Annotated in this window: 24 protein-coding genes and 1 riboswitch; of the genes, 17 read left to right on the top strand and 7 right to left on the bottom strand. The window is 66.0% G+C overall.

Translation table 11 applies throughout. The features are described from left to right. Positions 1-269 precede the first annotated feature (269 nt). Both AB4Y43_RS21810 and AB4Y43_RS21805 read left to right on the top strand, forming a co-directional pair. The gene (locus tag AB4Y43_RS21810; RefSeq protein WP_368615901.1) at positions 270-890 is read left to right on the top strand and encodes a hemolysin III family protein; all 621 of its coding nucleotides are present in this window, start codon (positions 270-272) and stop codon (positions 888-890) included. A 257-nt stretch (positions 891-1,147) separates the two neighbouring features. Next, entirely contained in the window at positions 1,148-2,803 is a 1,656-nt protein-coding gene (locus AB4Y43_RS21805) for a DEAD/DEAH box helicase (protein ID WP_368728757.1), read from the top strand. A gap of 66 nt (positions 2,804-2,869) precedes the next feature. Here AB4Y43_RS21805 and AB4Y43_RS21800 read toward each other — a convergent pair whose 3' ends face one another. Beyond that, positions 2,870-3,703, bottom strand: a complete 834-nt coding sequence (locus tag AB4Y43_RS21800) for a ferritin-like domain-containing protein (protein ID WP_368728756.1) — start codon at positions 3,701-3,703, stop codon at positions 2,870-2,872. A 632-nt stretch (positions 3,704-4,335) separates the two neighbouring features. Here AB4Y43_RS21800 and AB4Y43_RS21795 point away from each other — a divergent pair. After that, positions 4,336-4,533: a hypothetical protein gene (locus AB4Y43_RS21795; protein ID WP_028205977.1), complete on the top strand. Its 198-nt coding sequence runs from the start codon at positions 4,336-4,338 to the stop codon at positions 4,531-4,533. A 258-nt stretch (positions 4,534-4,791) separates the two neighbouring features. On the opposite strand, the gene AB4Y43_RS21790 is transcribed toward AB4Y43_RS21795, so the two are convergent. Beyond that, the gene (locus tag AB4Y43_RS21790) at positions 4,792-5,169 is read right to left on the bottom strand and encodes a hypothetical protein (protein WP_368728755.1); all 378 of its coding nucleotides are present in this window, start codon (positions 5,167-5,169) and stop codon (positions 4,792-4,794) included. Between the two features lie 210 nt (positions 5,170-5,379). Here AB4Y43_RS21790 and glpK point away from each other — a divergent pair, with 210 nt between their 5' ends. Both glpK and AB4Y43_RS21780 read left to right on the top strand, forming a co-directional pair. Continuing rightward, complete coding sequence (gene glpK / locus AB4Y43_RS21785) at positions 5,380-6,915, top strand: glycerol kinase GlpK (RefSeq protein ID WP_368728754.1); 1,536 nt, start codon at positions 5,380-5,382, stop codon at positions 6,913-6,915. Positions 6,916-7,056: 141 nt separating this feature from the next. Beyond that, a complete protein-coding gene (locus tag AB4Y43_RS21780) occupies positions 7,057-7,743 on the top strand; it encodes an HAD family hydrolase (protein WP_368728753.1) in 687 nt (228 codons plus the stop codon). Positions 7,744-7,754: 11 nt separating this feature from the next. Here the strand turns inward: AB4Y43_RS21780 and ribB are convergent, their stop codons facing one another. The 4 genes from ribB to AB4Y43_RS21760 all read right to left on the bottom strand — a co-directional run bounded on the left by ribB (position 7,755) and on the right by AB4Y43_RS21760 (position 11,452). After that, positions 7,755-8,483, bottom strand: coding sequence for a 3,4-dihydroxy-2-butanone-4-phosphate synthase (ribB, locus tag AB4Y43_RS21775; RefSeq protein WP_069262877.1), 729 nt, complete (start codon positions 8,481-8,483; stop codon positions 7,755-7,757). A gap of 164 nt (positions 8,484-8,647) precedes the next feature. Then, positions 8,648-8,821: riboswitch (FMN riboswitch) on the bottom strand. A 113-nt stretch (positions 8,822-8,934) separates the two neighbouring features. Continuing rightward, positions 8,935-9,600 carry a helix-turn-helix domain-containing protein gene (locus tag AB4Y43_RS21770; protein WP_368728752.1) on the bottom strand — a complete coding sequence of 222 codons (666 nt, stop codon included), beginning with the start codon at positions 9,598-9,600 and terminating at the stop codon, positions 8,935-8,937. A gap of 202 nt (positions 9,601-9,802) precedes the next feature. Continuing rightward, entirely contained in the window at positions 9,803-10,990 is a 1,188-nt protein-coding gene (locus AB4Y43_RS21765; RefSeq protein WP_069262879.1) for an MFS transporter, read from the bottom strand. A 57-nt stretch (positions 10,991-11,047) separates the two neighbouring features. Further along, on the bottom strand, positions 11,048-11,452 hold the full coding sequence (locus AB4Y43_RS21760; protein ID WP_368728751.1) for a VOC family protein: 405 nt from the start codon (positions 11,450-11,452) through the stop codon (positions 11,048-11,050). A 113-nt stretch (positions 11,453-11,565) separates the two neighbouring features. Here AB4Y43_RS21760 and AB4Y43_RS21755 point away from each other — a divergent pair, with 113 nt between their 5' ends. The 12 genes from AB4Y43_RS21755 to AB4Y43_RS21700 all read left to right on the top strand — a co-directional run bounded on the left by AB4Y43_RS21755 (position 11,566) and on the right by AB4Y43_RS21700 (position 25,420). Next, positions 11,566-12,549 (top strand): LysR family transcriptional regulator, encoded by a 984-nt coding sequence (locus AB4Y43_RS21755; protein WP_368605561.1) that lies wholly within the window; start codon positions 11,566-11,568, stop codon positions 12,547-12,549. 291 nt (positions 12,550-12,840) lie between these two features. Continuing rightward, the gene (gene miaB / locus AB4Y43_RS21750) at positions 12,841-14,214 is read left to right on the top strand and encodes a tRNA (N6-isopentenyl adenosine(37)-C2)-methylthiotransferase MiaB (RefSeq protein ID WP_342948429.1); all 1,374 of its coding nucleotides are present in this window, start codon (positions 12,841-12,843) and stop codon (positions 14,212-14,214) included. A 45-nt stretch (positions 14,215-14,259) separates the two neighbouring features. Next, positions 14,260-15,393: a PhoH family protein gene (locus tag AB4Y43_RS21745; protein WP_368615894.1), complete on the top strand. Its 1,134-nt coding sequence runs from the start codon at positions 14,260-14,262 to the stop codon at positions 15,391-15,393. Positions 15,394-15,428: 35 nt separating this feature from the next. Then, on the top strand, positions 15,429-15,890 hold the full coding sequence (gene ybeY / locus AB4Y43_RS21740) for an rRNA maturation RNase YbeY (RefSeq protein ID WP_368728750.1): 462 nt from the start codon (positions 15,429-15,431) through the stop codon (positions 15,888-15,890). A 9-nt stretch (positions 15,891-15,899) separates the two neighbouring features. Then, positions 15,900-16,589 (top strand): gamma-glutamylcyclotransferase, encoded by a 690-nt coding sequence (locus AB4Y43_RS21735; protein WP_342948426.1) that lies wholly within the window; start codon positions 15,900-15,902, stop codon positions 16,587-16,589. 191 nt (positions 16,590-16,780) lie between these two features. Continuing rightward, positions 16,781-17,674: an HlyC/CorC family transporter gene (locus tag AB4Y43_RS21730; RefSeq protein WP_342948425.1), complete on the top strand. Its 894-nt coding sequence runs from the start codon at positions 16,781-16,783 to the stop codon at positions 17,672-17,674. Positions 17,675-17,870: 196 nt separating this feature from the next. Then, positions 17,871-19,562 carry an apolipoprotein N-acyltransferase gene (gene lnt, locus AB4Y43_RS21725; protein ID WP_342948424.1) on the top strand — a complete coding sequence of 564 codons (1,692 nt, stop codon included), beginning with the start codon at positions 17,871-17,873 and terminating at the stop codon, positions 19,560-19,562. Positions 19,563-19,810: 248 nt separating this feature from the next. Continuing rightward, entirely contained in the window at positions 19,811-20,818 is a 1,008-nt protein-coding gene (gene glyQ, locus AB4Y43_RS21720; protein ID WP_083245137.1) for a glycine--tRNA ligase subunit alpha, read from the top strand. 16 nt (positions 20,819-20,834) lie between these two features. Next, positions 20,835-22,934 (top strand): glycine--tRNA ligase subunit beta, encoded by a 2,100-nt coding sequence (glyS, locus tag AB4Y43_RS21715; protein WP_368728749.1) that lies wholly within the window; start codon positions 20,835-20,837, stop codon positions 22,932-22,934. Positions 22,935-22,984: 50 nt separating this feature from the next. Further along, positions 22,985-23,548 (top strand): D-glycero-beta-D-manno-heptose 1,7-bisphosphate 7-phosphatase, encoded by a 564-nt coding sequence (gene gmhB, locus AB4Y43_RS21710; RefSeq protein ID WP_368728748.1) that lies wholly within the window; start codon positions 22,985-22,987, stop codon positions 23,546-23,548. A 41-nt stretch (positions 23,549-23,589) separates the two neighbouring features. After that, entirely contained in the window at positions 23,590-24,351 is a 762-nt protein-coding gene (locus AB4Y43_RS21705; protein WP_069262889.1) for a 1-acyl-sn-glycerol-3-phosphate acyltransferase, read from the top strand. A 169-nt stretch (positions 24,352-24,520) separates the two neighbouring features. Continuing rightward, positions 24,521-25,420: a M48 family metallopeptidase gene (locus AB4Y43_RS21700; protein WP_368728747.1), complete on the top strand. Its 900-nt coding sequence runs from the start codon at positions 24,521-24,523 to the stop codon at positions 25,418-25,420. 108 nt (positions 25,421-25,528) lie between these two features. Here AB4Y43_RS21700 and gloA read toward each other — a convergent pair whose 3' ends face one another. Next, positions 25,529-25,915 (bottom strand): lactoylglutathione lyase, encoded by a 387-nt coding sequence (gene gloA / locus AB4Y43_RS21695; RefSeq protein ID WP_342948422.1) that lies wholly within the window; start codon positions 25,913-25,915, stop codon positions 25,529-25,531. Positions 25,916-26,043: the final 128 nt, after the last annotated feature.

The raw sequence follows: 26,043 nt of genomic DNA, 5'->3' as shown, positions 1-26,043 counted from the left end.
GCAAAGCAGCCCACCGCCGTAAGGGCCTCCGCCCTTACGGCGGTCCCACGCAAGTGGTTACTGTTATAGTGACGGTTGCCTGATAAGGGCGCAGTCCGCGGTGCGCGGGCTGCGCCCTTCGCTATTTGGCGCCGGGGCCGTGCGGTGAAAGCGGCTCCGTGGCCCGTCAGGCCTGGTTTTGAACGCTGCGCTCGAGCACGGCGCCGCACGCGGTGGAACACTGTTCCGCCGGCGCGCGCTGCGCTCAGGAAGAACAAGGAGTGGTCGTCATGCACGCCGGTGAGCGTCTGAACAGCATTACTCACCTCGTGGGCGCGATGTTGTCGGTAGCGGGGCTCGTCTCGCTCGTGACGCTCGCGGCGCTGGATCACGACGCGTACAAGGTCGTGAGCTTTGCGGTATACGGGGCGATGTTGTGCGCGCTGTACACGATCTCGACGCTGTATCACGGCGTGCGCGGCATCCGCCTGAAGGCCGTGCTGCAAAAGTGCGACCATGCCGCGATCTATCTGCTCATCGCGGGCAGCTATACTCCGTTCACGCTGGTGACGCTGCGTGGACCCTGGGGCTGGTCGCTCTTCGGCGTGAGCTGGGGGCTCGCGGCCCTTGGCATCGTCCAGGAACTCACGCTCGGGCGGCGCACGAGAATGCTTTCGATGGCGCTCTACGTGGTGATGGGCTGGCTCGCGGTGGTGGCGGTTCGCCCGCTCGTCGAAGCCTTGCCGGCCGCGGGCACGGCGTGGCTGCTGGCCGGCGGCGTCATTTACAGCGTCGGCATTTATTTTTTCGTCAATGACGAGCGCATCCGGCACGGACATGGAATCTGGCATCTGTTCGTGCTCGCCGGGAGCGTCTGTCAATTCGTGAGCGTCGCGCGCTACGTCGCGTGACGCGTCAATGCGAAGACATCGTACGGCCGCCGCAGTGTCCGCGGCCGCATGATGCAACTTAACGCCAGACGACGGGTCTCGATAGACTTGTCCGTTCCATGAAGAAAAAACGCGGCGCGCGCACTGGCGCGCCGTCCGAACAACGCGAAAAGGCGGCTTCACCGGGCGCATTCGAACCCGGCAACACCGCTTTGGCTGCGCAGCGCGCCTTCGGGCCGCGAAGCGACGCCCGCGCTACTGCAATACAACAGGTGTTTATGTCTTTCGATTCTCTCGGCTTGTCCGAACCGCTGGTCCGCGCAGTCAACGAACTGGGGTACAGCACGCCCACGCCCATCCAGGCGCAAGCGATTCCCGCCGTGCTCGGCGGCGGCGACCTACTCGCCGGCGCGCAAACCGGCACCGGCAAGACCGCCGGCTTCACGCTGCCGATCCTGCAACGCCTCACGGACATGCCGCCGGCAGCGAACGGCAAGCGCGTGGTGCGCGCACTGATCCTCACGCCCACGCGCGAACTCGCCGCGCAGGTCGAAGAGAGCGTGCGCGCCTACGGCAAGTATCTGAAGCTCAAGTCCACGGTGATGTTCGGCGGCGTGGGCATCAATCCGCAAATCGACGCGCTCAGGCGCGGCGTGGATATCGTGGTCGCGACGCCGGGTCGCCTGCTCGATCACATGCAGCAAAAGACGATCGATCTGTCGCAGCTCGAGATTCTCGTGCTCGACGAAGCCGACCGCATGCTTGACATGGGCTTCATCCACGACATCAAGCGCGTGCTCGCGAAGCTCCCGCCCAAGCGCCAGAACCTGCTCTTCTCGGCCACCTTCGCCGATGAGATCAAGGCGCTCGCCGACAGCTTGCTCGACTCGCCCGCGCTGATCGAAGTCGCGCGCCGCAACACCACGGCCGAAACCGTTGCGCAGAAGATCTATCCCGTCGACCGCGACCGCAAGCGCGATCTGCTCACGCACCTGATCCGCCAGCACAACTGGTTTCAGGTGCTCGTGTTCACGCGCACCAAGCACGGCGCGAACCGCCTCGCCGAGCAGCTCACGAAGGACGGCATCAGCGCGCTCGCGATCCACGGCAACAAGAGCCAGTCGGCGCGCACGCGCGCTTTGAGCGAGTTCAAGGACGGCACGCTCCAGGTGCTCGTCGCGACCGACATCGCCGCGCGCGGGATCGATATCGACCAGCTTCCGCACGTCGTCAACTACGATCTGCCGAACGTGCCCGAGGACTACGTGCACCGCATCGGCCGCACCGGCCGCGCGGGCGCGACGGGTGAAGCCGTGTCGCTCGTCTGCGTGGACGAGCATCAGTTGCTCAAGGACATCGAGAAGCTCATCAAGCGCGCGGTGCCCCAGGAGGTCATTGCGGGCTTCGAGCCAGACCCGAACGCGAAGCCGGAGCCGATCCAGCGCCGCAGCCAGCCCCAAGGGCGCTCGCCGCGCCAGGGGCAAGGCCAGGGCCGCGGTGCGTCGAATGGCGCCAATGCCACGAACGGCGGACGGCCCGCGCAGGCGCGTGAACCGCGTGAACCGCGTGAGTCGCGTGAATCGCGCGGCGGTAATCGCGAAGGCAACCGCGAAGGCAAGCGCGAAGGCGGCCGCGACGGCAACCGCGCGCAGGCAACAGCCAACGGCGGCGGCAACGGCGGTCAGCGCCCGGCCAAGCCGGCCTCGAACGGCGGCGTGCGCACCGCCAAGCCCGTGAAACAGCAAGGCGCGAATCACGGCGCACAAGGCGCGCGCGGCGAGCATACGCGTCGCGAAAGCCAGCGCGGCGTTTCGCACGAGAGCGCACTGGGCCGCCCGCAACAACGCAAGCCGCAAGGCAACCCGGGCGCGCTGCTCGGCGGCCGCCCAGGCGGCAATTCGCGCCGCGACGGCAAGGGCCAGCGCGACCGCTGATCTTCGCGTCCAGAAACGAAAAAGCCCGCTCCAGCAGCGGGCTTTTTGTTTTCGTGCGCCGATGTCCTAGCGGAAGAACACGTGTTGCGTGATCTTCGCGAGCGGATAGTGCACGCCGGGCCGGATCTTCGCGGGCAGGTTGAGCGGCTTGAGCAGCATCTTCACGCACATGTCGGCGGACAGATTGTGGCGTACCAGCCTGTTCACGCGCGCGGTCAGTTCACGGCTATAGGCCTCGTCGCGCACGCGCTCGGGGTAGCGGCCTGCGTACACATGGCGCAGCGCGATCTCGGAATCCTCGTTCTTGATCTCCATCACGCGGCGCATGAGCGCGCCGAGCACGGCGAGACGCCCGTGCCCTTCTATCTGGTTGTACTTCTTGAAATAGCGGAAAAAGTGCTTGTAGTGGCGCACTTCGTCGCTGCGGATGTTGTCGGTGATTTCCTTGAGCACGGGCTCATCCGAATACTCGCCGATCGCGCGATAGAGCGTGGCGGTGCCGGTTTCGACCACGCAGCGCGCGACCATTTCGAGCGCGCGCGTTTTCTCGAACTCCTCGAACGAACAGGTCTTCGAATACTCTTCGATGAAGGCCTGAAACGCCGCGTCCCAGTCGAACTCGGGCCACACGTACTGGATGTACGTCTTCAGCGCGCGTCCATGCTGAAGCTCCTCGGGCTCCCATTCGCCGTTGAGCCACTCGGAGACCTCGGGGTCGCCTTTGAAGAACACGTTCAGGTTGCTCGTGTAGAGGTCGGAGCCGCTTTCAATGAACGAAGAGGCGGCGAGGAGCAGCATCAGATCTTCGTTGGCGGCGGCGCGTTGACGGTCGATACGGGTGAGATCGATGTCTTCGATGCGCCAGGGCATCACATGGCGAGGCTCATTGTCGTTACGCATTGTGTCCTACTCCCGAAGCGGCGTTTTACGCTCACGACGCGCGGCGTCCGGCCGGAGGCCCGAGGCCCGGCGAACTGCGCCAGTCACGGGCAGTGAACGTTACCAGCCATCCCTATTTCCATCTTAGCTGTACTTTCGCGCAGCTGCAGTCACAAAGCACAGACCGGGCCCAGTTCCCGCAGTTCCGGAAATTGACGACGTCTTCGCGTTACGTCATGTGACGATCACTAACCGACGCGCAAACGCAATACCCACGGGCATACCGTGCGTTTGATGCGTAGCGTATCGAAGCGCAGTCGCTCGCTGCGTGCCGCGCTGCGGCATGAACTTCAAGTGATTTCGCGAATCCAGGCGGCTCGCAGCACCGCTGCGTGCGGGCTCGAATGTCAAAGGGAAAATTTTCGGGGCGTGGTTTGTACAACGCAGCGGCGTTGACTACACTCCAGTTCCCCGAGGTAGATCCCGGGCTGGAGGCCGTTTTGGCCGCGCACAGGCGGCCCCGGCTGCCGGTGTCCCTCCAGCCAGTCGATCTGCACGGTCGCAGGCTTTCGCTCATACCACCGCATTCCTGTCGCTGCGCCGCCCTGCGGGCCGCAACCGGCGACCTCTGATGCGGCAACACGGAGAGAACGATGCTGAGTCCGCATGAATTCGCCACCCTGCTGCTAGTGCAGGACGCCCCCAACCAGCTCGACATGGAGCGAGAAGAACTGGACGCCTTGCTCGAACGACAGCTCGTCCAACTGGAGCGCCTTGCATCCGGCCTTCAGCAATGGCGACTAACCGAAATCGGCGACTCTGCGTTGCGCGCCATCAAACGGTGTTCGTAGCCTGATCCCGCGGGCCGAGCACCCGCGCAGCCACAGGCTCCATTGCCCTTTATCGATTTGCGCGGACGCATGGATCGTCCGCCAGCCCGGCTTGTCGGGCACGTCCCCGATGCAGGCGCACGGCAGTAGACGTACGCGCCTGCAGTGCATGGTCACGCGGACCCGCGCGCTTCATGCCCGCGTGACCATTTTTTTGCGCATGCCTGTTTGCACTACTTGCACGCGCGGATGCGCGCACCCTGCCGCCGCACCCTTCGCCTACCCGGCTCTCAACGTGGGGTCGACCGCCGACCGCCAGCTCAGCGCCTGGGCGCGCTGTGCGTTGAGGAAGTTCACCCACTCACCCCGCGCCTCGCCGTTGCCGCTCTTGCCGAGCGTGCTGTATTGCTGCGCGAGCTGAGCCTGGAAACCGCAAAACTGGTCCAGGGGCAGCCTGCCGCGGCGATTGGCGACCCACGCGTCGAAAATGGCCGCGTAGACGCCCGGCGCATAGGCACCGAAATCGACCGCCTGGCCGCCGCACATCTGCTGCAAAGCGGCGAGCGACGGCGCGCGCCCCCCGCCTTCCGGGCCCGGCGGCGCGCCCACGCACCCCGTGAGCAGCACGGCTGCACCGATCATTGCAATTGCACGCATGATTGCCTCGTTATCGTTTTCGACGGGTTGGAACGACTGCATCCCGACTCGAATATTGTCGCACCGCGCCGTGCGAGCGACACCCTGACCGTTCCCTTGCGCCGAATCGAACACAAATCGCTTTCGGGCTATGCTGGGTTCGATGGCACGCGCCTCGTTGCGCGCCGGTCGACGCGCGTACCCCCGCGCACCCTCCAGGGAGACTGCACGATGCCTCAGTCGCACGCCGAGTCGTACATCCTCGCACTGGACCAGGGCACGACGAGTTCGCGCGCCTTGCTGCTCGAGCGCAGCGGTGCAATCGTCGCGCTCGCCCAGAAGGAGTTCGCGCAACGCTACCCGCGACCCGGCTGGGTCGAGCATGACCCGCGCGACATCTGGTCGAGCCAGGCAGGCGTCGCGGCGCAAGCGCTCACGCGCGCGGGCGTCGGGGCCGCCGCGATTGCGGGCATCGGCATCACGAACCAGCGCGAAACGACCCTCGTGTGGGACCGTGCAACGGGTCAGCCCGTGTACAACGCGATCGTCTGGCAGGACCGCCGCACGGCCGGCTATTGCGACGAGCTGAAAGCGCGCGGCCTCGAGCCGACGGTGCGCACGAAAACCGGCCTGCCGATCGACGCGTACTTTTCGGCCACGAAAATCCGCTGGATTCTCGATCATGTCGAGGGCGCGCGCGATAAGGCGCGCGCAGGCCGTCTCGCGTTCGGCACCGTGGACAGCTGGCTGCTGTGGCACTTCACGCGCGGCGCGCTGCACGCCACCGACGTCACCAATGCCGCGCGCACCATGCTCTTCGACATCCACACGCTGCGCTGGGACGACGACCTGCTCGCGCTCTTCGAGATTCCGCGCAGCATGCTGCCGGAGGTGCGTTCGTCGTCGGAGGTCTATGCGCGCACGGCGGCGTCGCTTTTCGCGGCCGAAATCCCGCTTGCCGGCGTGGCCGGGGACCAGCATGCGGCGCTCTTCGGGCAAATGTGCATGCGCCCCGGCATGGTGAAGAACACCTACGGCACCGGCTGTTTTCTCGTGATGAATACCGGCGCGCAGCCTGTCGAATCGAGCCACAACCTCGTCACGACCATCGCGTGGCAAGCGCTCGGGCAAACGCAATACGCGCTTGAGGGCAGCATCTTTATCGCGGGCGCGGTGGTGCAATGGCTGCGCGACGGACTCGGCATCATTCGCAGTGCAGCGGAAATCGAACCGCTCGCGGCCAGCGTGCCGCACAGCGACGGCGTGTACCTAGTGCCTGCGTTCGCCGGCCTCGGCGCGCCGCACTGGAACGCGCATGCGCGCGGCACGCTGTTCGGGCTCACGCGCGGCACGACCGCGGCGCATATCGCACGCGCGGCGCTCGATTCGATTGCCTATCAGTCGTTCGACGTGCTCGCCGCCGTGGAGGCCGACTCCGGTATGCGCGTGAACGAGCTGCGCGTGGATGGCGGCGCCAGCGCGAACGATCTGCTCATGCAGTTCCAGGCCGATCTGCTGGGCGTGGATGTGTTGCGGCCGCGCTCCAGCGAAAGCACCGCGCTGGGCGCGGGATATCTGGCCGGGCTCGCGGTGGGGTTCTGGCGCGATATCGAGGAACTCCAGCGGCACTGGAGCCTCGAGCGCCGCTTCACGCCCTCGTTGCAGCGCGACGAGGCGGCAAGGTGCCTCGCCGGCTGGCAGCGCGCGATTGGGGCAGCAAAAGCGTGGGCCGACACCCGCGAGGCAAACGCAGCAGACGACGGCTGAGCATCCCAGGCCGCGTGTGCGCTGCTTTCAAAAAGCAAAAGCACGTATGATTGGGGTTTCCACCTTGTCCCCTGCCTGGCTCAGGCGCATGCACCGGCCGCCGACCGCTGGCCGCGCGCTGCCCGGCCTCTCGTTTCACGCATGATCGACCATCTCATCTGCGACTGTGACGGCGTGCTCGTCGACAGCGAAGTCATCGCCGACCGCGTTCTGTTCGATACGCTCAGCAGCACCTTTCCCGGCATCGATTTTCACGCCGCCGTGAATGCGGCGTTCGGCCAGCAGACCTCGCGCTTTCTCGCCGACGTCGCCGCGCGCTTCGACCTCACGATGCCCGAGGACTTTCTCGAGACCATCGAACATCGTTGCGAAGCCGCCATTGCCGAATCGGTGAGCCCGATCAACGGCGTGCGCGAGGCCTTGCGCCGGGTGGCGCTGCCTGCTGCCGTCGTCTCGAACAGCCGGCTCACGCGCGTGCACGCTTCGGTGCGGCGCGCCGGCCTCGACACGATCTTCGGCGAGCGCATCTTCAGCGCCGAGCAGGTTGCGCGGCCCAAGCCTTATCCGGACGTGTACCTGCATGCGGCGAAGCAGCTCGGCGTGGAGCCGGCGCGCTGCATCGTCGTCGAAGACAGCATTTCGGGTTTGAACGCCGCGCGCGCGGCAGGCATGAAGACGATTGCTTTCGTGGGCGCGAGCCACATTCCTTCGGGCTACGCCGACGTGCTGCGCGAGATGGGCATCACGCGCATCATGGCCCACATGGAAGAACTGCCGGCGCTCGTCGAGGCCGGCGTGCGCGGCGAATTCGGCGACGTGCAGTCGTAAGACTGCGCGCCTCAGGCCGGCTCGGCGCAGCGCTCGCGCGCCACGGCGAGCGACTCGCGAAACGCCACCAGCTCGGCAATCGAAAGCACCGGCAGATTGTGCAGCCTGGCGAAGTCGTCGACCTGCTTGCCGCGCGCCATCGTGCCATCCGGGTTCATCAGCTCGCACAGCACGCCGGCGGGCGCGAGGCCCGCGAGCACCGCCAGATCGACGGTACCTTCAGTATGGCCGCGGCGCGCCAGCACGCCGCCCCTCTGCGCGCGCAGCGGGAACACGTGGCCGGGGCGCACGATATCGGCAGGCTTGGCGTCCGGGGCGATCGCGGCGCGGATCGTCGTCACGCGGTCGGCGGCCGACACGCCCGTGCTCACCCCGTCACGCGCTTCGATCGAGACCGTGAACGCGGTGCGGTTGCGGCTCTCGTTGTGGGCCACCATCGGCGGCAGTTCGAGCGCGCGCACTTTTTCGTCTGAGAGACACAGGCATACGATGCCGCTGCATTCGCGGATGAAGAGCGCCATCGTTTCGGGCGTGAGGCGTTCGGCGGCGACGATCAGGTCGGCCTCATCCTCGCGGTCGTGGTCGTCCTGCAGCACGACCGGGCGGCCTTCGCGCATGGCTTGCAACGCGGCGGCAATGCGCGGCGGCACCGGCTCTGAATCGATGAACGGGAGATCGGCGGCGGCGTCGAGCGGCGCGCCCTGGGATGAAGCGAGAGGGGTACTGGCAGTAAGGGACATGTGAAACGCTCCTCGCGAGAGTTAGGCGAAAAACGTTTCAGGGCATTGCAAACAGGCAGGAATCCCCGGCACGCGTGATTCGGCAGTGACGTGGCGCGCCTCGAAAACGGAGACGCACACGCACCGGCCGAAACGCCGCGGCGGATGGGCAAACATGACCATCTGCACATCTTCTTTCATCCGGACTATGACCGTCGGCTCTGGCTTCGCACCAGATCTGCTGACCCTGCGCACGACACACTGAAGCTCGCGCAGGCGCTCGCGGGCTCGTCGACCTTGCCTTGCGGCGCGGCCGGCATACCGCCGGTGGGGAATTTCACCCCGCCCTGAAGACGCACTGATTACCGGCTTGTTACCTGACTTAACCGGCGGGCAAAGGATACAACAGGCTGCGCAACTGTGCAGCGCGAAAACTTGCGACTAGACGATGTTCTCGAAGGCGCGACGCGGCTCATGCCGGCTGCGCCGTCCCGGCAGGCACGTCCCAGCGCGGCGGCGTCTCGGCGTTGAGCGTCACGCGAAACACGCGCGCCTCGGTGTCGCCCGGGTTGCGCAGGCTGTGCGGTTGGTCGGCGTCGAAGACGATCGCGTCGCCGGTGGCGAGCAGCTGGCGCCGATCGTGCACGCTCACTTCGAGCGTGCCCTCGCTCACCACGAGGTTCACCGTCGTGCCGGGCGGGCGGCGCACGCCGGACTCGGTATGCAGCGGCGCGATGCGCAGTTCGTGGAATTCGGCGGCGGCGGGCTCGCCTTCCGGATAGAGCGCGCGCGCCGAATAACGGCCGTCGGCGGAAACGAGGCGCGATGCCCGCTCGGCGGGCAAATGCTCGAAACCGTTCACGGCATGCCGCCGCAGGAACGCCGAAACCGAGACCTTGAGCGCCGCCGCCACCTTGCACAGCACCTTGATCGACGGCACGCTGCGCGCCGACTCGACTTGAGCGAGCATAGCGCGCGAGACACCGGAGGCGCGTGCGAGCGCATCGAGCGAAAGCTGGCGTTCGGCGCGCAGCCGGGCGAGGTTGATGCCCACGAGATGTTCAAGCGTCTCGTAAGATCCTTCGGTGTGCGCAATATCGGGTTGTGCATCGCGTACGAGCGCGAGGGGTGAATGCATGGCTGCCTCCAGGCAGCGCCGCGTCATTGCGGCGCAAGAGCATGAATGGAGGCAAGACTAGCATCGCGATTTGCCGCGCCCAACGAAGTTATCTTCACACTGTTATCAGCATTGCAGAGCGCAAATCGTGGATTGCTTTCGCGCCCTGCGCATAAGGCGCATTGCCATCTGCACGGCGTTGCGCCTTGCCCTCGTCAGGCGCTCACGTATTCTGCCGCGCCGCCACGTGCGCGTCGCGCAGCGTTACGGCACGCGTATCGAGCCGCGCCGCCGCCCATGTGAGCACGAGCGCCGCCACCGAGACGGCCGCAGCCACCCACGGCAGCGAGTCGAGCGCCACGCCGTGCGCAATGGCGAGCCCGCCCATCCACGCGCCCATTGCGTTACCCACGTTGAACGCGCCGATGTTCAGCGTCGAGGCGAGATTCGGCGCCGCCGCGGCCTTCGCGACCACGCGCATCTGCAACGGCGGCACGGTCGCGAACGCGGCGATGCCCCACACGAAGACGGTGATCGCGGCCGGCCACATGGCGTGGCTCGTCTTCGTGAAGATGGCCATGACCACGGCGAGCACCACGAGAATGCCCATGAGCGAAGGCATCAGCGCGCGGTCCGCAAGCTTGCCGCCCAGTGTGTTGCCAAGCGTGAGGCCCACGCCGAACAGCACGAGCATCAGCGTCACGCCGCGCGGCGAGAAACCGCCCACCTGTTCGAGGATCGGCGCGATATACGTGAACACGACGAACACGCCGCCAAAGCCGAGCACCGTCATGCCGAGGGCGAGCCACACCTGCGGGTCGCGCAGCACGCGCACTTCGTGGCCGAGCCCGGCCGGGCCGCTGTCGTGATGGTTGGGCACCAGAGCCGTCACGCCGGCGAGCGAAATCACGCCAAAACCGCTCACGATCCAGAACGCCACGCGCCAGCCGAACTGCTGGCCAATGGCGGTGCCGAACGGCACGCCCAGCACGGTGGCGAGTGTGAGCCCCGTGAACATCAGCGCGATGGCGCTCGCGCGCTTTTCCTGCGGCACGAGCGAGGCGGCCACCACGGCGCCGATGCCGAAGAACGAGCCGTGCGCGAACGAAGCGACGACGCGCGCGACCATCAAGAGCGAATAGTTCGACGCGACCGCGCACATCACGTTGCCGACGATGAACACGCCCATCAGCAGTTGCAGCGCGAGCTTGCGCGGCATGCGGCTCGTCAGCGCGGCGAGCAGCGGCGCGCCGGCCGCCACGCCGAGCGCATAGCCGGTCACGAGCAGACCCGCGGCGGGAATCGTCACGTGCAGATCGCGCGCCACATCCGGCAACAGGCCCATGATGAGGAACTCGGTGGTACCGATGGCAAAGGCGCTGATGGCCAGTGCGAGCAAGGGGATAGGCATCGAAATCTCCGAAAATCAGCCTGGATTCAAATGGGCTTCAGCGGCAACGCGCGGCCATCAAGCCGCCGCGCCAGCCGCCAGCGACGTCACGAACTCGACGACGACACCGGGCGCGAGCGCAACGAACAGCTGCACTTCCGCACTCGCGGGCACCTCCGCCAGCTGGTACTGCACGCGGCGCGCGGCCAGCCGTTCGACGAGTGCGCGCCATTCAACACCGGGGGCCACGCGAAACGCCACGTGGTCGATGCGCGGCGCCACGAGCGCAGACGATCCGCCTGGCAACCGGGCGGCCTCGGTCGCCTCGACCAGATGGGTGACCGGGCGGCCGTTCGCGTAGAGCCAGTGGCCGCCCACGCGAAACGGCGGACGGGTGCCGTCTTCGAGGCCGACGATGTCGCGAAAGAAGCGGCATGTGCCTTCGAGGTCGGGCGTGACGAGGGTGACGTGATCGAGTTGCATGGCGTGCGAGCCGAGGCCGTTGTCCTGAAAACACGCGCATTGTCGCGGCTACACTCGAATTTGATAATTGGCGTAGCATTTGAATCATTTTCAATTCATTTCTAATAATCGCGATGGACAACCTCGGCGACGTGCGCCTGTTCGTGGAGGCGGCACGCCTCGGCAGCCTTTCCGCGGCGGGCCGCAAGCTCGGCCTCACGCCCGCGGCGGCCAGTGCCCGGCTCGCGCGGCTCGAAGCGGAGTTGCGTGCGCGTCTGTTCGACCGCACCACCCGCCAGCTGCGCCTCACCGACGAAGGCCGCGTCTATCTCACCTGCAGCGAGCACGCGCTGCGCTCGCTCGACGACGCCAAAGCGGCCTTGCAGGAGGGCCAGAACGCGGTGCGCGGCAAGGTGCGCATATCGGCGACCTCGGATTTTGGCCGCAATCTGCTGATGACCTGGCTCGACGAGTTCCGCGCTCTTTATCCCGACGTGCGTTTCGCGCTGATGCTGACCGACTCGCTCTCGAATCTCGTGCTCGAAGACATCGATCTCGCGATCCGCTTCGGCACGCCGCAGGACAGCTCGCTCGTGGCGCGCTGGCTCGCGCCGAACCGCCGTGTGCTGTGCGCCTCGCCCGAGTACCTCGCGCGCTGCGGCGAACCGCGGGAGCCGAACGATCTGGCCCGTTTCGACTGCATCGTGATCGGCTCGGCGGCGGGGCCGGTGAACGAATGGCGCTTCACGCGCGGCAGCGGATCGCAGACGGAAACGCAAACCTACACCGTGCCGCTCGACGCCGCGCTCGAATCGACGGATGGCGAAGTGGCGCGCCAGTGGGCGCTGTGCGGCTACGGCCTCGCGGTGAAGTCGATCTGGGACGTCGCGGACGATCTGCGCGCCGGGCGGCTCAAGACCGTGATGCCCGAGTGGCGCTACCCCGACGCGCCGCTGCACGCGCTCTATCACCGCAACCGCTTTCTCGCGCCGCGCGTGCGGGCGCTGCTCGATTTCCTCACCGAGCGTTTCGCGCAGACTTCGGGCGAACTGGAGGCGCTCGTCCCCTGCACGGATCCGGCCGAAGCGACGCAAAGCCGCAGACGCAAACGGATATAATGTTGGATTGCGCAGAAAGCGATCCGCAGCCGCATACGCATTGACCCATATTGCAAATATTGGCCAATGCGGCGGTGCCGGCAAAAAAGCGAAAAAGAAGTGAAAAGCAACGCGGATCGTCCCCAACGCATTGCCAGAAGCAGGATGCCAACGCCGGCCACCTAGCCGGTCTCCTCGCATCCCGATTCGGCCCTCATAAAACACCGTAGTCCTGACGTGCAGACCGTGCATCACGCGCGTGCATCAAGCGGACGACGCCCCCAGGTCAACCACTGCGAACGGCGAAACCCGATGACCAAGAAAGTTTATGTAAAGACCTTTGGCTGCCAGATGAACGAGTACGACTCCGACAAGATGGTCGACGTACTCGGCGCCGCCGAAGGTCTCGTGAAGACCGACACCCCCGAAGACGCGGACGTCATCCTCTTCAACACCTGTTCGGTGCGCGAAAAGGCGCAGGAGAAGGTCTTCTCCGACCTGGGCCGCGTGCGCGAGCTCAAGGAAGCGAACCCGAACCTGCTGATCGGCGTAGGCGGCTGTGTGGCGAGCCAGGAAGGCGCGGCGATCGTCGCGCGCGCTCCGTATGTGGACCTCGTGTTCGGCCCGCAAACGCTGCACCGCCTGCCGCAGATGATCGACGCGCGCCGCGCCTCGGGCCGCGCGCAGGTGGACATCAGCTTCCCCGAAATCGAGAAGTTCGACCATCTGCCGCCCGCGCGCGTGGAAGGCCCGAGCGCGTTCGTCTCGATCATGGAAGGCTGCTCGAAATACTGCAGCTACTGCGTCGTGCCCTACACGCGCGGCGAGGAAGTCTCGCGCCCGCTCGACGACGTGCTCACCGAAATCGCGGGCCTCGCCGACCAGGGCGTGCGTGAAGTCACGCTGCTCGGCCAGAACGTCAACGCCTATCGTGGCGCGCTCACGAATGGCGCGCACGACGTCGCCGACTTCGCGACGCTCATCGAATACGTCGCCGAAATCCCCGGCATCGAGCGCATCCGCTACACGACTTCGCACCCGAAGGAATTCACGCAGCGCCTGATCGACACCTACGCGAAGGTGCCCAAGCTCGTGAGCCACCTGCATCTGCCGGTTCAGCACGGCTCGGACCGCGTGCTCATGGCGATGAAGCGCGGCTACACCGTGCTCGAGTACAAGTCGATCATCCGCAAGCTGCGCGCGATCCGCCCGGACCTGTCGCTCTCCACGGACTTCATCGTCGGCTTCCCCGGCGAGACCGAAGAGGACTTCCAGAAGATGATGGCGCTCGTCGAGGAGATGAGCTACGACACGAGCTTCTCGTTCATCTACAGCCCGCGCCCGGGCACGCCCGCCGCGAATCTCGAAGACGACACGCCGCGCGAGGTGAAGCTCAAGCGCCTGCAGCACCTGCAGGCCACGATCGAAGAGAACGTGGCGCGCATCAGCCAGTCGATGGTCGGCAATGTCGAACGCATTCTCGTGGAAGGCCCTTCGCGCAAGGACCCGAGCGAACTCTCGGGCCGCACGCAGAACAACCGCGTGGTGAACTTCCCGGCGCCGCTCGCTTCGCACGCGCGCCTGATCGGCCAGATGATCGACGTGAAGATCAACCACGCCTACCCCCACTCGCTGCGCGGCGAACTCGTGCTCGCGCACGAAGACGCTTCGACGCTCGCGCACTAATCGGCTCGGCGCACCCAGCCAGGAATTCAGGAGTTCAGAGACACCTTGAAGCCCAATCAGCAGCATCTGGAATTCACCGCGCCGCGCGACGACAACGCGCGGCTCGCCAACCTCTGCGGCCCGCTCGACGAAAACCTGCGGCAGATCGAGCAAGCGCTCGACGTGACGCTCGCGCGGCGCGGCCATCGCATCACGATTCGCGGGCGTGGCGCCAAGCTGGCGCTCGCGGCGCTCGAAAACTTCTACAACCAGGCGCGCGATCCGCTCTCCGTCGACGACATTCAGCTCGCGCTCGTCGAAGCCCGGCACCCTGCGAACTTCGGCAGCAACTCGGCGAACGATCCGCGCGGCAACGGCAGCGGCGGCATGCGCGGCAATGTGAATGGCGGCAATAGCGGCGGCAACGACGCTTCCGAGATCGACCCGCGTTTTCGCGGCGACCCCGATCATCCGTTCGACGAGCCCGCGAGCGAAGGCGTCGACGTCGAGGAACTGGGCCCGAAGCTCTACACGCGCCGTGCCGACCTGCGCGGCCGCACGCCTGCGCAGCGCGAATATCTGAAGCAGATCATCTCGCACGACGTGACGTTCGGCATCGGGCCCGCGGGCACCGGCAAGACCTATCTCGCCGTGGCCTGCGCCGTGGACGCGCTCGAGCGCGACCAGGTCAAGCGCATCGTGCTCACGCGTCCGGCCGTGGAAGCGGGCGAGCGTCTCGGCTTCCTGCCCGGCGATCTGTCGCAGAAGGTCGATCCGTATCTGCGTCCGCTCTACGACGCGCTTTACGATCTGCTCGGCTTCGACAAGACCGCGAAGATGTTCGAGCGCCAGATGATCGAAATCGCGCCGCTCGCCTACATGCGCGGGCGCACGCTCAATCACGCGTTCATCATTCTCGACGAGGCGCAGAACACCACGCCCGAGCAGATGAAGATGTTCCTCACGCGTATCGGCTTCGGCTCGAAGGCGGTCGTGACCGGCGACACCACGCAGATCGACTTGCCGCGCGGCCACAAGAGCGGCCTGATCGAAGCGCAGCATGTGCTCAAGGACGTGCGCGGCATCGCCGTCACGCACTTCACGAGTGCGGACGTCGTGCGCCATCCGCTCGTCGCGCGTATCGTCGAGGCGTATGACGCGCATTCGAAAAAGGACGAAGGCGTTGGCGACGCGCGCTAACGCCGCCGCCTGCGTCGCTTCATAGCTCGAGCCCCATGCCCCGCGCACCAAAACTCAAACTGACCGTGCAGTTCCCCGCCGCGAAGGCGTTCCCCGAGCACAAGGCCGCGCTGCCGCGCGCCACCGTGGCGGCGTGGCTCAAGGCCGCGCTCTTCGCGGACGCGGAACTGGCCGTGCGCTTCGTCGACGCCGAGGAAGGCCGCACGCTGAACCGCACGTATCGCGGCAAGGACTACGCGACCAACGTGCTCACCTTCGCGTACGCGGAGAGCGAGGACGACCCGGTCACGGGCGATCTGATCCTGTGCTGCCCCGTGGTGGAAAAGGAAGCCGCCGAGCAGGGCAAGCCGCTCGCCGCGCACTACGCGCATCTGCTCGTGCATGGCGCGCTGCACGCGCAGGGTTACGATCACGAAGTCGAGACCGAAGCCGAAGAGATGGAAGGCATCGAGACCGAGGTGCTCAACTCGCTAGGCTTTCCTGATCCGTACAAGTAAGCCCCCGCCATGAACGACAAACGCACGCCCGATTTCGCCGAACCCTCAGCACTGCCCGAGGCGGGCGATGCGAGCGTGCCCTGCCCCGGCTACCCGCCGGCGCTCGGCGAGTCACGGCTCCTGAGCGAAGACGAGTTGAGCGCCTCGCTCGACTGCACGCTAAAGGCGCAAGGCTGGGACGGCGCGAGCGACATCTGGCTGTTCGGCTATGGCTCGCTGATCTGGAACCCAGGGCTGCCCACCGTCGAGAACGTGCGTTCGCGCGTGCACGGCTACCATCGCGGGCTGTACCTGTGGTCGCGCGTGAACCGCGGCACGCCCGAGCAGCCCGGCCTCGTCCTCGCGCTCGACCGCGGCGGCTCGTGCGCGGGCGTCGCGTTCCGCCTCGCCGCCGAGGGCGTGATGCCGCACCTCGAAGCGCTCTGGCGCCGCGAGATGCCGATGGGCTCGTACCGCCCCGCCTGGCTGCCCTGTGTGCTCGCAGACGGCCGCCGCGTCGACGCGCTCGCCTTCGTCATGCGCCGTGATGTGGCGACTTACACCGGCAAGCTTTCCGAAGCCACGGTGCGCACCGTGTTCGGCTGCGCGTCGGGGCGCTATGGCACAACACTCGACTACGTGCGCCGCACCGTCGATGCGCTGCGCGAGAGCGGCATGCGCGACCGCGCCCTGGAGCGGCTGCTCGCGCGCTGCGCTTGAGGTCGGCGTCACGGGTGACGTCACGGCGCGCCGCTTTTTCGTCCACCGGGCGGCCACGCCGCATCTGCGTTAGGATGGATCTGCCGGTGTGTGTCCAATGTGTGGCATTACACGGTCGCGCCATAGGCATGTTGTATCCTTAACCCTCCGCAACAGCGCGCCCTGCCCCCCGCGGCAAAGGGCGCACCACCATGAACGACTCTTATCCCAGTCGACGCCAGACCGACAAACCGCAGGAAAAGCGCTCGCTACTCGAGCGGCTGACCGACTTCATCTCGCCCGAGCCCGACTCTCGCAGCGAGCTTCTCGAAATCCTCCAGGACGCGCACGCGCGCAACCTGATCGACGCCGATTCGCTTTCGATGATCGAAGGCGTGTTCCAGGTGTCCGAGCTTTGCGCGCGCGACATCATGATCCCGCGCGCCCAGATGGACGCGATCAACATCGCCGACAGTCCTGACGAATTCATTCCGTACGTGCTGGAGAAAGCGCACTCGCGCTACCCCGTGTACGACGGCAACCGCGACAACGTGATCGGCGTGCTGCTCGCGAAAGACCTGCTGCGCTATTACGCCGAAGAGGAATTCGACGTGCGCGGCATGCTGCGCCCGGCCGTGTTCATCCCCGAGTCCAAGCGCCTGAACGTGCTGCTGCACGACTTTCGCCAGAACCGCAATCACATCGCCATCGTCGTGGACGAATACGGCGGCGTGGCCGGTCTCATCACGATCGAGGACGTGCTGGAGCAGATCGTGGGCGACATCGAGGACGAGTACGACTTCGACGAGGAAAGCGGCAACATCATCGCCTCGCCCGACGGGCGGTTCCGCGTGCGCGCGCTCACCGAAATCGAGCAGTTCAACGAGGCGTTCGGCACCCATTACCCGGATGAAGAAGTCGATACGATCGGCGGCTTCGTCACGAATCACTTCGGGCACGTGCCGCATCGCGGGGAGAAGGTGCGCATCGACGACCTGATCTTCGAGGTGCTGCGCGCCGACGCACGTCAGGTTCACATGCTGCTGGTGCGGCGCGACCCAATGGCAGGACAGCGCGAAGCCGCGCTGCAGCCGCCGGGTACCTGAGGAAGCGCGAGCGCGCGGCCTACGCTTAGACGACGCCAGCCTTGCGGCTGGCGTTTTTGCTTCAGCCGCGCCGACGCTCCGATCCGTCCCCTGGAGGCCGTCCCGGTACCGTCGCACGAAAGTGCTATCGTTGCGCTCGTCGCGCAATCCGCGCTCGCGCTTTTCAGCGCGCTTTCCATCGCATTCCACGCACCGCATGGCCGAACCGATCGATACCCGCACGCACACCGAGACGCGCGCGAGCGAAACCACCAACGGCGCCGCGCGCCGCGCGCTGCCCTTCTGGCACTATCTCGCCGCCGCCGCGCTGGGCGCGCTCAACACGCTGTCGTTCGCGCCCACGCCGCACGGCGGCTGGCTCGCCATTGCGATCTTTGCGCTGTTCTACTTCTGGCTCACGCGCACCACCGGCTGGAAAAGCGCGCTCTTCACGGGCTGGGCGTTCGGCTTCGGCAACTTCGTGAGCGGCGTGTGGTGGCTCTACGTGAGCATGCACTTCTACGGCGGCATGCCCGCGGTGCTCGCGGGCGCCGCGCTCGTGCTGTTCTCGCTTTACCTCGGTCTATATCCGGCGCTCGCCTCGCTCGTCTGGTCGTTTTGCGCGGGGCATGCGAAGAACGGCCGCAGCGGCGAGTTGCCGTTCTCGCCCACCTGGCACGGCGCGTTCGCGTTCGCGAGTGCATGGGCGCTCGGCGAATGGGCGCGCGGCTATGTGTTCACCGGTTTTCCCTGGCTTTCGAGCGGCTACGCGCAAGTGGACGGTCCGCTTGCCGGTTTTGCGCCGATCGTGGGCGTGTTTGGCGTGGGCTGGGTGCTCGCGCTCGTCGCGGCGCTCATCGCGCAGGCGGTTTTGCGTGCGAGCGACGTAAAAGGCCAAGGCGGCACGGCGCCCCGGCGCGGCGCGGTGGCGACGCCGGCGCTGCTTGCACTCGCCGTGATCGCCGCCGGCCTGCTGCTCTCGCTCGTTTCGTGGACGCAACCCTCCGGCACGCCGCTCAACGTGCGGCTGCTGCAAGGCAACGTCAAGCAGGACATGAAGTTCTCCGAGCAGGGCACGATCGACGCCCTCAACGAATTCCAGAAGTTGATTACCGAAAAGGCCGCCGATCTCGTCGTCACGCCCGAAACCGCGGTGCCGGTACTCGTGCAGGAAATTCCCCAGAAGTTCGGCCGCGATGTTCGCGCCTTCGCCGACGGCACCAACACGGCCATCCTGTTCGGCGCCGTGGGCGGCACGATCACGTCCGACGGGCGCGTGATCGACTACACCAACAGCCTCTTCGGCATCACGCCGGGCCAGAACGGCCTCTATCGCTACGACAAACATCACCTCGTGCCCTTCGGCGAATTCGTGCCCTGGGGCTTCCGCTGGTTCGTCAATCTCATGAACATCCCGCTCGGCGACTTCGCGCGCGGGGCGCCCGTGCAGCCGCCCTTCCATGTGCACGGTGAGCTCGTGGCCGTGAACATCTGCTACGAGGACATCTTCGGCGAGGAGATCGCGCGCACCGTGCGCGAGAGCCCGACCTCGCCGGGCATCCTGATCAATTCGACGAACCTGGCGTGGTTCGGCGACACCATCGCGCTCGACCAGCACCTGCAGATCGCGCGCATGCGTTCGCTCGAAACCGGCCGCCCGATGCTGCGCGCGACCAACACGGGCGCCACCGCCGCCATCGACGCAAAAGGCCGCGTGATCGCACGCCTGCCGACGTTCACGGTCGGTTCGCTCGACGTGAAGGTTGAAGGCACGAGCGGCTTCACGCCTTACGTGACGAGCGGCAACAACACGGTGATCGCCATTTCGTTGCTGCTGCTGGCGCTCGGCTTTGCGTTCGGACCGGCTTTCAAGAGCGCGAAGGAACGCAAGCCGACCAACGGAAAATAAGCCGCGCAAAGCACACGAAACCTCGCGCTGAAGACGCAACCATACCGCTGCCGGCCGCCCGAACCCCGTCCAGGTCTCAAGGCTCCGGCAATCCGGTAAAATTCAACGTTTTAGCACCTGGCCGCCTCCCGGCCCGGGCCACGCAAGGGGAAGGGGCAAAGCGGAGCATCGCCGCCCCGCCGGCGCGCTCGCCTGGCTCCGGCCGCCGCATTCCGCCCCCGAAAGCCCGAAAGACACTGCAGGCACACATGCTCACGTTTCAGCAAATCATCCTGACGCTCCAGTCTTACTGGGACAAGCAGGGCTGCGCACTGCTCCAGCCGATCGACATGGAAGTCGGCGCCGGCACCTCGCACGTCCACACCTTCCTGCGCGCAATCGGCCCCGAGCCGTGGCGCGCGGCCTATGTGCAGCCCTCGCGCCGCCCGAAGGACGGCCGCTACGGCGAGAACCCGAACCGTCTGCAGCACTACTACCAGTACCAGGTGGTGCTCAAGCCCGCGCCGGAGAACATTCTCGACCTGTACCTCGGCTCGCTCGAGGCGCTCGGCTTCGACCTGAAGCAGAACGACGTGCGCTTCGTCGAAGACGACTGGGAGAATCCCACGCTCGGCGCCTGGGGCCTCGGCTGGGAAGTGTGGCTCAACGGCATGGAAGTCACGCAGTTCACCTACTTCCAGCAGGTGGGCGGCATCGACTGCAAGCCGGTGCTCGGCGAAATCACCTACGGTCTCGAGCGTCTCGCGATGTATCTGCAGAAGGTCGAGAACGTCTACGACCTCGTCTGGACCGAGTGGGAAGAGCCGGGCCCGAACGGCCCGGAAATGCGCCGCCTCACGTATGGCGACGTCTACCACCAGAACGAAGTCGAGCAATCGACCTACAACTTCGAGCACGCGAACGTCGACCTGCTGTTCACGTTCTTCAACGCGTACGAAAGCGAAGCGAAGCGCATGATCGATCTGCAGCTCGCGCTGCCCGCGTACGAACTCGTGCTCAAGGCCGGCCACACGTTCAACCTGCTCGACGCGCGCGGCGCGATCTCCGTGACGGAGCGCGCAGCGTACATCGGCCGCATTCGCGCGCTGTCGCGCAGCGTGGCGCAGTCGTACTACGAGTCGCGCGAGAAGCTCGGCTTCCCGATGCTCGGCAACCCCGTGCACGGCGTGCCGGGCCTGACCACCGACGAACAGGACGCCGCGATGCCCGCCTGGGCGCCGCCGCTGAAGGTCGAACGCAAGTTCGACGAGGCATGACCGGATCTCAAGAACAATGACGCAAGCTCATCACGCCACTCTCCTCGTCGAACTGCTGACCGAGGAACTGCCGCCGAAGGCCCTCGCGCGCCTGGGCGACGCGTTCGCCGAAGGCATCGCGCAGCGCCTCGCCGCGCGCGACCTGATCGAAGGCGATCTCTCGTTCGAACGTTACGCGACGCCGCGCCGCCTCGCCGTCGCGATCAGGAACGTGCGCAGCGTCGCGCCCGAAAAGCAGGTGCGCGAAAAAGTGCTGCCCGTTTCGGTCGCCCTCGACGCCAACGGCCAGCCCACTGCGCCGCTCGCGAAGAAGCTCGCGGCGCTTGGCTTCCCCGATTTCCCCGTGAGCGACCTCGAACGCGCGAGCGACGGCAAGAACGAAGCGTTCTTCCTGCGCTACTCGGCGCCGGGCGCCATGCTCGCCGACGGGCTTCAGGCCGTGCTCGACGAAGCGCTCGGCAAGCTGCCGATCCCGAAGGTCATGACCTACCAGCGCCCGGACGGCAGCAACGTGCAGTTCGTGCGCCCGGTGCATCGCCTTACGGTGCTGCACGGCGACCAGATCGTGCCGGTCACGGCATTCGGCGTCGACGCCGACGACACCACGCGCGGCCACCGCTTCCTCTCGGAAGGCCTGATCGCCATCCAGCACGCCGACGAGTACGCGCACACGCTCCAGCACAAGGGCTTCGTGATCGCGAGCTACGCCGACCGCCGCGAGTCGATCCGCGCGCAACTGATCGAACAGGCTGGCAGCGACAGGGTCGTCATGCCCGAGTCGCTGCTCGACGAAGTGAATTCGCTCGTCGAATGGCCGGTCGTGTACGCATGCAAGTTCGAGGACGAATTCCTGCAAGTGCCGCAGGAATGCCTGATCCTCACGATGCAGACGAACCAGAAGTACTTCGCGCTCACCGACGACCAGGGCCGGCTGCGCTCGCGCTTCCTGATCGTCTCGAACATCGCGACACAAGCGCCCGACGAGATCGTCGAGGGCAACGAGCGCGTGGTGCGCCCGCGTCTGGCCGACGCGAAGTTCTTCTTCGAGCAGGACAAGAAGAAGCCGCTGGCCGACCGTGTGCCGCTGCTCGCGAACGTGGTGTATCACAACAAGCTCGGCTCGCAGCTGCAACGCGTGGAGCGCCTCGAAGCGCTCGCCGGTCGAATCGCCCTGATGTGCAGCGCCGATATCGCGCTCGCGGAACGCGGCGCGCGCCTCGCGAAGGCCGACCTGCTGACCGACATGGTGGGCGAATTCCCCGAGCTGCAAGGCACGATGGGCACCTACTACGCGCGCCACGACGGCGAGCCCGAAGACGTGGCGATCGCCTGCTCCGAGCACTACCAGCCGCGCTTCTCCGGCGACGCCCTGCCCGCCACCACGACGGGCACGATCGTCGCGCTCGCGGACAAGCTGGAAACGCTCGTCGGCATCTGGGGCATCGGCCTCGCGCCCACGGGCGAAAAGGATCCGTTCGCGCTGCGCCGTCACGCGCTGGGTGTGCTGCGTATTCTCGTCGAGAAGCAGCTGCCGCTCGACCTCGTCGAGCTGCTGCGCGCTACCTCCGCGCAATTTGCCGGCATCGAGGCCGTGACGGAGTCGACCCAGGCCATCTACGAGTTCTGCATGGACCGCCTGCGCGGCATGCTGCGCGAACGCGGCTTCGCGGCCACCGAAGTGGACGCGGTACTCGCACTGAACCCCACGCGCTTCGACGACATCGTCTCGCGTCTGGACGCGGTGCGCGAATTCGCTGCGCTCGCGGAAGCGGCCTCGCTCGCGGCGGCCAACAAGCGCATCTCGAACATCCTCAAGAAGTCCGAGGGTGCGCAAGACGCCGACGTGCAGATCGCCCTTTTCGTCGAATCCGCCGAGAAGGCGCTGTTCGCGCAGCTCGAACAGGTCGCGCCGCGCGTGGAAACGCAACTCGCCGCACGCGAGTACACGGGCGCGCTCACCGCGCTCGCGGCGCTGCGCGAAACCGTGGACACGTTCTTCAACGACGTGATGGTCAACGCCGAAGACCCGGCGCTGCGTGCGAACCGTCTCGCGCTGCTCAAGGCGCTGCATCGCCAGATGAACAGCGTCGCGGACATCTCGCGACTCGCTGCATAAGCGCAAAGAAGCGGAAACAAGCGGAAACAAGGGGAACTGAGCGAAACGCCATGCCGACCAGCACCACCAGAAGACTCGTGATCCTCGACCGCGACGGCGTGATCAACGTCGACTCCGACGCGTTCATCAAGTCGCCGGACGAATGGGTCGCGATACCCGGCAGCCTCGAAGCGATCGCACGCCTGAACCAGGCGGGCTATCGCGTCGCGGTGGCGTCGAACCAGTCGGGCATCGGGCGCGGACTGTTCGACATGGCCGCGCTCAACGCCATGCACGCGAAGATGCACCGCCAGGCGGCAGCCGTGGGCGGCCGCATCGACGCCGTGTTCTTCTGCCCGCACACGGCGCAGGACCACTGCGAGTGCCGCAAGCCGCAACCGGGCCTGCTCAAGATGATTGCGGAACGCTTCGAGATCGATCCGGCCGGCACCCCGGTGGTAGGCGACTCGCTGCGTGACCTGCAGGCAGGCGCGGCGCTCGGCTTTCGCACGCACCTCGTGCGTTCGGGCAAGGGCGAGAAAACGCTCGCCGCCGGCGGCCTGCCCGAAGGCACGCTGATCCACGACGACCTGCGCGCTTTCGCGCTCGACTTTCTCGCGAACGTCACTGCGTAGAGGCGCAGGCGGCTTACGCGAACTTTAAACCGGCTCGACCGATGCGCTTTCTCCGCTCCCTGCTGCTGTTCATCTATTTCATCGTCTACACGATGCCGTACGCCACGGCGTGCTTTATCGCGTTCCCATTCTTGAACGCGACGCGGCGCTACTGGATGGCCGTGGGCTGGTGCCGCTCCACGCTCTTCGTTGCGCGCCACCTCTGTGGCATTCGCTACCGCATCGAGGGCATGGAGAACCTGCCCGACGGGCCGGCTGTGCTGCTTTCGAAGCACCAGTCCGCATGGGAGACGCTGGCGTTCCCCGCGCTCATGCCGCGGCCCATGTGCTACGTGTTCAAGCGCGAGCTGCTGTTCGTGCCGTTCTTCGGCTGGGCGCTGGGCATGCTGAAGATGGTTCACATCAACCGCAAGGAAGGCAAGAACGCATTCACCTCGGTGATCCGCCAGGGCAAGCAGCGCATGGCCGAAGGCGCTTGGGTGATCATGTTCCCCGAAGGCACGCGCATACCGGTGGGCAAGACAGGCAAGTACAAGACCGGCGGCCCGCGCTTCGCCATCGAAACGGGCGCGCCCGTGGTGCCGATCGCGCACAACGCGGGCCACGTCTGGCCCCGAAACTCGTTCATCAAATATCCGGGTATAGTCACGGTGTCGATCGGCAAGCCGATCGAGACGACCGGACTCACGCCCGACGAAGTGAACACGCGCGTGCAAACGTGGATCGAAACGGAAATGCGGCGGATCGATCCTGAGGCTTATCGCGGAACGGATGGCGCAGCGGCGAAGGCGGCACGGATTTGAGGCACAGAGCGGGCTCGCTCACGCCGCGCGAAGCGTGGTGGCGCGGATGTGGGCGCTGCTCGCTGCACGGCTGGGCGCGCCGCGCAACACTGCGCCAGAAGCTCCGCGCAAACGCCCCGCGAACGGCACACGTCCACGCCGCGCACGCCCATCCGCACCAGGCCTGACGATGCAGAAGTCCCCCGCGCCGCGCCCAGCCGCGGCACTCGACAACCGGCAACTCGACTTGCCGCTCTTTGCTGAACCGGCGCCTGTCGTGGCGCCCGATGCATCCTCTCCCTCCCTCACACCGCAGCGCGGGACTCCGCCCTCGCCTGAAAAGCCCGGCAAGGCGCCGCTTGCACCCGATGGCACGCGGCTGCGTTCTGTCGCGCTTGGCGCGCGTACGCTGCATTACCGGCTCAAGCGCTCGTCGCGCAAATCGATCGGGTTCGTGATCGACGGCACCGGGCTCAGCATCACGGCGCCCAGGTGGGTCGCGATCGCCGATATCGAGACCGCTATCGCCGAGAAGCAGCGGTGGATCTTCGCCAAGCTCGCCGAATGGCAGACGCGCACGGAGCAGCGCGCCTTGCCGCGCGTGGAATGGAGCGATGGGGCCGAGCTGCCTTATCTTGGCAAGCCGATCACGGTGAAGCTGGGGGCTTCCTTGCTCGCGTTCGATCAGGAGACGCGCGTGCTTGCGTTGCCGCTGCCGCCGCATGCCGACGCGCAGCAGATCAAGGACCGCGTGACGGGGTGGCTGCAGGGCGAAGCGACGCGGATTTTCGGCGAGCGGCTCGAGGTGTATGCCGAGAAGCTCGGCGTCTCGTTCCGGTCTTATGCGCTTTCTTCGGCAGCGACGCGATGGGGCAGCTGTTCAAGCGAAGGGAGAATTCGCCTGAACTGGCGGCTGATTCATTTTCCGCTCTCCGTCGTGGACTATGTGGTGGCGCATGAGCTCGCGCATTTGCGCGAGATGAATCACAGCCCAAGGTTCTGGCAGACGGTGGAGTCGATTTTTCCGGAGTTTCGCGAGGCGAGAAAGCAGCTTAAGCAGCATCCGCCGGAGATGGTGCCGGGGATGTGATATCCCCGTTGCAAGTTCGCGAATTGAAGTCGAATTTCAATCCATTCGCAGTTCGAAACAATTCACCGAAGAAACAGGCTGGATTGCCAGCCTGTACTACCAACGCCCTTACTTCTTGCGCTGAATGAACTCGATCTTGTATCCGTCCGGATCGGTCACGAACGCGATCACCGTGCTCCCGTGCTTCATCGGGCCGGCTTCGCGCACCACCGTCCCGCCCTGTTCCTTGATCTTCGCGCAGGCGGCGTAGGCATCCTCCACCTCGACCGCCAGATGGCCGAAGCCCGTTCCAGGATCGTAGGAAGCCGTATCCCAGTTATGCGTCAGTTCGATCACGGTGCCGTCGCGCTCGTCCGTGTACCCGACGAAGGCCAGCGTGAACTTGCCATCGGGGTAGTCTTCGCGGCGCAGCAGTTTCATGCCGAGCAGTTCGGTATAGAACTTGATCGAGCGATCGAGGTCGCCGACCCGGATCATCGTGTGCAGCAGGCGCATGGTGTACTCCGTTTTGCCGTCGTCAAAAAACGGACTGTACCAAAAACGGGCCAGCCCTGCCGGCGCCGGCAAGATACGCCGATTTGCTCTAGCATGGACGCCATCGCGAAATTGCCGCGGCAATTTCC

Source organism: Paraburkholderia sp. BR10872 (assembly GCF_040965835.1).
In the GTDB taxonomy this organism is placed as follows: domain Bacteria; phylum Pseudomonadota; class Gammaproteobacteria; order Burkholderiales; family Burkholderiaceae; genus Paraburkholderia; species Paraburkholderia nodosa_A.
The sequence above is the reverse complement of the archived record's forward strand: the minus strand, read 5'-3'. Positions and strand labels throughout refer to the sequence as shown.